7 protein-coding genes are annotated in these 5,082 nt (G+C 72.0%); all 7 read left to right on the top strand.

Translation table 11 applies throughout. The features are described 5' to 3' along the window. Positions 1 to 1,682 (top strand): ATP-dependent zinc metalloprotease FtsH (gene ftsH, locus ASF38_RS02425; RefSeq protein WP_369815146.1); only part of this gene is annotated, 1,682 nt, incomplete at its 5' end. Positions 1,683 to 1,695: 13 nt separating this feature from the next. Beyond that, complete coding sequence (folE, locus tag ASF38_RS02420; RefSeq protein WP_055963852.1) at positions 1,696 to 2,271, top strand: GTP cyclohydrolase I FolE; 576 nt, start codon at positions 1,696 to 1,698, stop codon at positions 2,269 to 2,271. A 13-nt stretch (positions 2,272 to 2,284) separates the two neighbouring features. Beyond that, the gene (gene folP / locus ASF38_RS02415) at positions 2,285 to 3,160 is read left to right on the top strand and encodes a dihydropteroate synthase (RefSeq protein WP_235493047.1); all 876 of its coding nucleotides are present in this window, start codon (positions 2,285 to 2,287) and stop codon (positions 3,158 to 3,160) included. Next, the gene (locus ASF38_RS02410) at positions 3,150 to 3,599 is read left to right on the top strand and encodes a nuclear transport factor 2 family protein (RefSeq protein WP_056573406.1); all 450 of its coding nucleotides are present in this window, start codon (positions 3,150 to 3,152) and stop codon (positions 3,597 to 3,599) included. The genes folP and ASF38_RS02410 overlap by 11 nt, the downstream gene beginning before the upstream one ends. Before the next feature lie 13 nt (positions 3,600 to 3,612). After that, entirely contained in the window at positions 3,613 to 3,990 is a 378-nt protein-coding gene (gene folB / locus ASF38_RS02405) for a dihydroneopterin aldolase (protein WP_055963858.1), read from the top strand. Beyond that, the gene (gene folK, locus ASF38_RS02400; RefSeq protein ID WP_056556076.1) at positions 3,987 to 4,550 is read left to right on the top strand and encodes a 2-amino-4-hydroxy-6-hydroxymethyldihydropteridine diphosphokinase; all 564 of its coding nucleotides are present in this window, start codon (positions 3,987 to 3,989) and stop codon (positions 4,548 to 4,550) included. Before folB ends, folK begins: the two co-directional genes overlap by 4 nt. Then, the gene (locus tag ASF38_RS02395) at positions 4,550 to 5,038 is read left to right on the top strand and encodes a DUF3180 family protein (protein ID WP_056573403.1); all 489 of its coding nucleotides are present in this window, start codon (positions 4,550 to 4,552) and stop codon (positions 5,036 to 5,038) included. The genes folK and ASF38_RS02395 overlap by 1 nt, the downstream gene beginning before the upstream one ends. Positions 5,039 to 5,082: the final 44 nt, after the last annotated feature.

The raw sequence follows: 5,082 nt of genomic DNA, 5'->3' as shown, positions 1-5,082 counted from the left end.
CCTACCTCGCCAGCTCGATCCTGCCGATCCTGCTCCTGGTCGGTCTCTTCCTGTTCATCATGACCCGCTTCCAGGGCGGCGGCGGTGGCGTCATGAAGTTCGCCAAGTCGCGCGCGAAGCTCATCACGAAGGACACCCCGCAGACCACCTTCGCCGACGTCGCGGGCTGCGACGAGGCCATCGAGGAGCTCGGCGAGATCAAGGAGTTCCTGTCGGAGCCGGCCAAGTTCCAGGCCGTCGGCGCCAAGATCCCCAAGGGCGTGCTGCTCTACGGCCCGCCCGGCACCGGCAAGACGCTGCTGGCCCGCGCCGTGGCCGGCGAGGCCGGCGTGCCGTTCTACTCCATCTCCGGCTCCGACTTCGTCGAGATGTTCGTGGGCGTGGGCGCCAGCCGCGTGCGCGACCTGTTCGAGCAGGCCAAGGAGAACGCCCCGGCGATCGTCTTCATCGACGAGATCGACGCGGTCGGCCGCCACCGCGGCACCGGCATGGGCGGCGGCCACGACGAGCGCGAGCAGACCCTCAACCAGCTGCTCGTCGAGATGGACGGCTTCGACGTGCGCGGCGGCGTCATCCTGATCGCGGCCACCAACCGGCCCGACGTGCTCGACCCCGCCCTGCTGCGTCCCGGCCGCTTCGACCGCCAGATCGGCGTGGAGGCCCCCGACCTCAAGGGCCGCGAGACGATCCTCAAGGTGCACGCCCGCGGCAAGCCGATCGGCCCCGACGTCGACCTCGAGAGCGTGGCCCGACGTACCCCCGGCTTCAGCGGCGCCGACCTCGCCAACGTGCTCAACGAGGCCGCCCTGCTCACGGCGCGCAACAGCGACAAGGTCATCACCGACGCCACGCTCGACGAGGCCATCGACCGCGTCATGGCCGGTCCGCAGAAGCGCACGCGCCTGATGAACGAGAAGGAGCGGCTGGTCACGGCCTACCACGAGGGCGGACACGCCCTGGTGGCCGCGGCGCTCCCGCAGAGCGACCCGGTGCACAAGATCACGATCCTGCCCCGTGGCCGCGCCCTCGGCTACACGATGGTCCTGCCCGACGAGGACAAGTACAGCCAGACGCGCGCGGAGCTGCAGGACAAGCTGGCGTACATGCTCGGTGGCCGCGCGGCGGAGGAGCTGGTCTTCCACGACCCGACCACCGGCGCGGGCAACGACATCGAGAAGGCCACGGGCCTGGCCCGGGCCATGGTCACCCAGTACGGCATGAGCGAGCGCGTGGGCGCCATCAAGCTGGGCAGCGACAACAGCCAGCCCTTCCTCGGTGGTGGCATGGGCATGGGCCACACCCGCGACTACTCCGAGCGGGTGGCCGCCGTGGTCGACGAGGAGGTCTCCTCGCTCATCGCCCACGCCCACCAGGAGGCGTTCGACATCCTCGCGGAGAACCGCGACGTGCTCGACTCCCTCGTCCTGGAGCTCATGGAGAGGGAGACCCTCGACAAGCGCGAGGTCGCCCGCATCTTCGAGCCGCTGCGCCGGCGCGAGGTGCGTCCGGCGTGGACCGGCTCGGACACGCGGCAGCCGTCGGACCAGCCCCCGGTCGAGGCGCCGGAGGCGGCACGGCTCAAGGAGCCCGAGACCGAGGGCATCGTCGTCGGTCCCGACACCGGCCCGGACGCACCGCCGCCGGACGATCCCACCCCGCAGGGCCCGGTCGGGCCGGCGTGAGGACGAGGACAGCATGAGCGTCGACGTCGAGCGCGCCGCAGCGGCGGTGCGCGAGCTGCTGATCGCCGTCGGGGAGGACCCCGACCGTGACGGCCTGAAGGAGACCCCGGACCGCGTGGCCCGGTCGTACGCCGAGCTGCTGGCCGGTCTCGACCAGGACCCGCGCGAGGTCCTCACGGCCACGTTCGACGTCGGTCACGACGAGCTGGTGCTCGTGAAGGACATCGAGCTGTGGTCGATGTGCGAGCACCACCTGGTGCCGTTCACCGGGGTCGCGCACGTGGGCTACATCCCGCGATCCGACGGGTTCGTCACCGGCCTGTCCAAGCTGGCCCGGCTCGTCGATGTCTTCGCCCGTCGGCCCCAGGTGCAGGAGCGGCTCACCACCCAGATCGCCGACGCCCTCACCGAGGTGCTGGAACCGCGCGGCGTGATCGTCGTGATCGAGGCCGAGCACCTGTGCATGACCATGCGTGGCGTCCGCAAGGGCGGCGCCCGGACGGTCACCAGCGCCGTGCGCGGACAGCTGCGCGACCCCGCCACCCGGGCCGAGGCGATGGGGCTCATCACGAGCGGTGGCGCTCGGTGACCGGGGCCTGCTGATGGGGCTCGCACCCGCACAGGTGCTGGAGCCCATCGGGCGGTGCCGGGTCATGGGCGTCGTCAACGTCACGCCCGACTCGTTCTCCGACGGCGGACGCTGGTTCGACCTCGACAGCGCGGTCCGGCACGGGCGTGAGCTCGCCCAGGCCGGCGCCGACCTCGTCGACGTGGGTGGTGAGTCCACGCGCCCCGGCGCGGTGCGCGTCGACCTCGACGAGGAGCTGCGCCGCGTCGTGCCCGTGGTGCGCGAGCTGGCTGCCGACGGCGTGGCCGTCTCGGTCGACACGATGCGCGCCGACGTGGCCGAGGCGGCGCTGGACGCCGGTGCCGTGCTCGTGAACGACGTGTCCGGCGGCCGTGCCGACGCCCGCATGGTGCCGCTCGCCGCCGAGCGCGACGTCCCGCTGGTGCTCATGCACTGGCGCGGCCACGCCGACCGGATGCAGGACCTCACCCACTACGACGACGTCGTCGCCGACGTGGTCGCCGAGCTCTCCGAGCGGGTCGAGGAGGCCCTGGCCGCGGGAGTCGACCGGTCCCGCCTCGTGGTCGACCCCGGTCTCGGCTTCTCCAAGACCGGTGGCCAGAACTGGACCGTGCTCGCCGCGCTCTCCGCCTTCACCGCGCTGGGGCTCCCGATGCTCGTGGCGGCCAGCCGCAAGCGCTTCCTCGGCGAGCTCCTCGCCGACGCCGACGGCACGCTGCGGCCCACCGAGGGTCGGGAGGCGGCCACCGTCGCGCTGTCCACGCTGGCCGCGCAGGCCGGGGCGTGGGCCGTGCGGGTGCACGAGGTGGCCGCGTCGGCCGACGCCGTGCGGGTGGTCGCGCGGATCGCGCAGGAGTCCGTCCCAGGGGGTGTCGACCATGGCCGCTGACGTGCTGGCGCGTCACCGCGCGTTCTACGACGCGGTGGAGTCCGGCGACCTCGACCTCATGAGCTCGCTGTGGGTGGACTCGCCCAGCGCCCTGTGCGTGCACCCCGGCGCCGAGGCCATCGAGGGCACCGACGCGGTGCTGCGCTCGTGGGCGCTCGTCATGGCGAACGTGGAGTACATCCAGTTCTTCCTCACCGACGTCCAGGTGTCCTGGCCGCTGGGCTCCGAGGCCGACCTGGCGCTCGTCACGTGCACCGAGAACATCCTCTCGGGGGAGGGCACCGAGTCACCGGAGCAGTTCTCCGGCGGCAAGGCGATCTGCACGTCGGTGCTCGTCCGGTCCGGCGACGTGTGGCGACTGTGGTCGCGGCACGCCTCGCCGGTGCTCGACATCGACCCCGAGGCTCCCGAGGAGCCCGGCATGACGGAACAGCCCTGATGGAGGAGCACTGATGGCATGTCCTGACGGTCTCGACCGCATCGACCTGAGCGGCGTGACGGCCTTCGGCCACCACGGCGTGCTCGAGCACGAGCGCCGGTTCGGCCAGACCTTCGTGGTCGACGTGAGCCTCGGCATCGACCTGGGACCGGCCGGGTCGAGCGACGACCTGACGGCGACCGTCAACTACGCCGAGGTCGCCGAGATGGTCCAGGCCGTGGTCACCGGGGAGCCGGTGGACCTGATTGAGTCCCTCGCCCTCCGTATGGTGGACTGGTGCCTGGCACGTCCGTCCGTGGAATGGGCGAGCGTGACCGTGCACAAGCCCCAAGCGCCCATCGCGGTGACGTTCTCCGACGTCAGCGTGACGATAGAGCGGAGCCACCAGTGACCGAATCGCCCACGCCGTACGTGCTGGACGCCGACACCATGACGGGTGGCATGCGTCCCATCCGCCAGGCCGTCATCGCGATCGGGTCGAACCTGGGCGACCGGCTGAACCGTCTCCAGGGCGCGGTCTCCGCCCTCGAGGACACCCCTGAGGTCCAGGTCGTGTCCGTGTCGTCGGTCTACGAGACCGAGCCGGTCGGCACGCCCGACGGGTCGGGGGCCTTCCTCAACGCCGTCGTGCTCCTCGACACGACCCTCACGGTGCACACGCTGCTCGACCGCGCCCACGCCATCGAGGACGCCTTCGGACGCGAGCGCTCGGAGCCCGGCGCCCCGCGCACCCTCGACGTCGACCTGGTCGTCGTCGGCGACCGCATCGCCGACGACGAGACCCTCACGCTGCCGCACCCGCGGGCGCACGAGCGTGGCTTCGTGCTCGTCCCGTGGCTCGAGATCGACCCCGAGGGCGAGATCCCCGGCAAGGGATTCGTGGCCGACCTCGTCGGCGACGTCGACACGTCCGGCGTCGTCCGGCGAGAGGATCTCGAGATCCTTCTGTGATGCACGCCGGGCGGACGACCGCCGTCCACGTCGCCGCCCTGGTCGCCGTAGGGCTGCTGCTGGGATCGGTCGTCCGGCCCGCCTCGTTGCGTCTCGGCATGTCGCCGCCGCGGCCCGGCTGGCTGGTGGCCGTGCTGCTCCTGGCGCTGGCGGCCCTCGTGGCAGCGGTCGCCTGGAGCACCTGGCAGAGCCTGCACCAGCGCAAGCAGCGGATGACCTCCCAGCACGCCGTGACCCTGCTCGCCATGGCGAAGGCGTGCAGCATCGTCGGGGCGCTCTCGGTGGGCGCCTACGGCGGCTTCGCTCTCTCCTTCGTGCGTGACTGGGACACGATGTTCGGTCAGGACCGGGTGCTGCAGGGGGGCCTCGCCTCCGTCTCCGGCCTCCTCCTCCTCGTCGCAGCGCTCCTGCTCGAGCGCACCCTGCACGTGCCCCAGCCCGACGACGAGGACGACGACGCCCCTCCCGGCGCCGCGACGGCGGCGTAGCTCGGCCGGGTCTGCGGACCACCTTGGAGTGACGCCGATCCGCC

The sequence above is a fragment of the Aeromicrobium sp. Leaf272 genome, from assembly GCF_001422865.1.
GTDB lineage: Bacteria > Actinomycetota > Actinomycetes > Propionibacteriales > Nocardioidaceae > Aeromicrobium.
Note: the sequence above shows the minus strand (reverse complement) of the source record. Positions and strands in the feature narration are given on the sequence as shown.

Coding starts and splice junctions, on each gene's coding strand:
- folP (WP_235493047.1), top strand. CDS start 2,285: ATGGGGCTCGCACCCGCACAGGTGCTGGAGCCCATCGGGCGGTGCCGG.
- folB (WP_055963858.1), top strand. CDS start 3,613: ATGGCATGTCCTGACGGTCTCGACCGCATCGACCTGAGCGGCGTGACG.
- ASF38_RS02395 (WP_056573403.1), top strand. CDS start 4,550: ATGCACGCCGGGCGGACGACCGCCGTCCACGTCGCCGCCCTGGTCGCC.
- folE (WP_055963852.1), top strand. CDS start 1,696: ATGAGCGTCGACGTCGAGCGCGCCGCAGCGGCGGTGCGCGAGCTGCTG.
- ASF38_RS02410 (WP_056573406.1), top strand. CDS start 3,150: ATGGCCGCTGACGTGCTGGCGCGTCACCGCGCGTTCTACGACGCGGTG.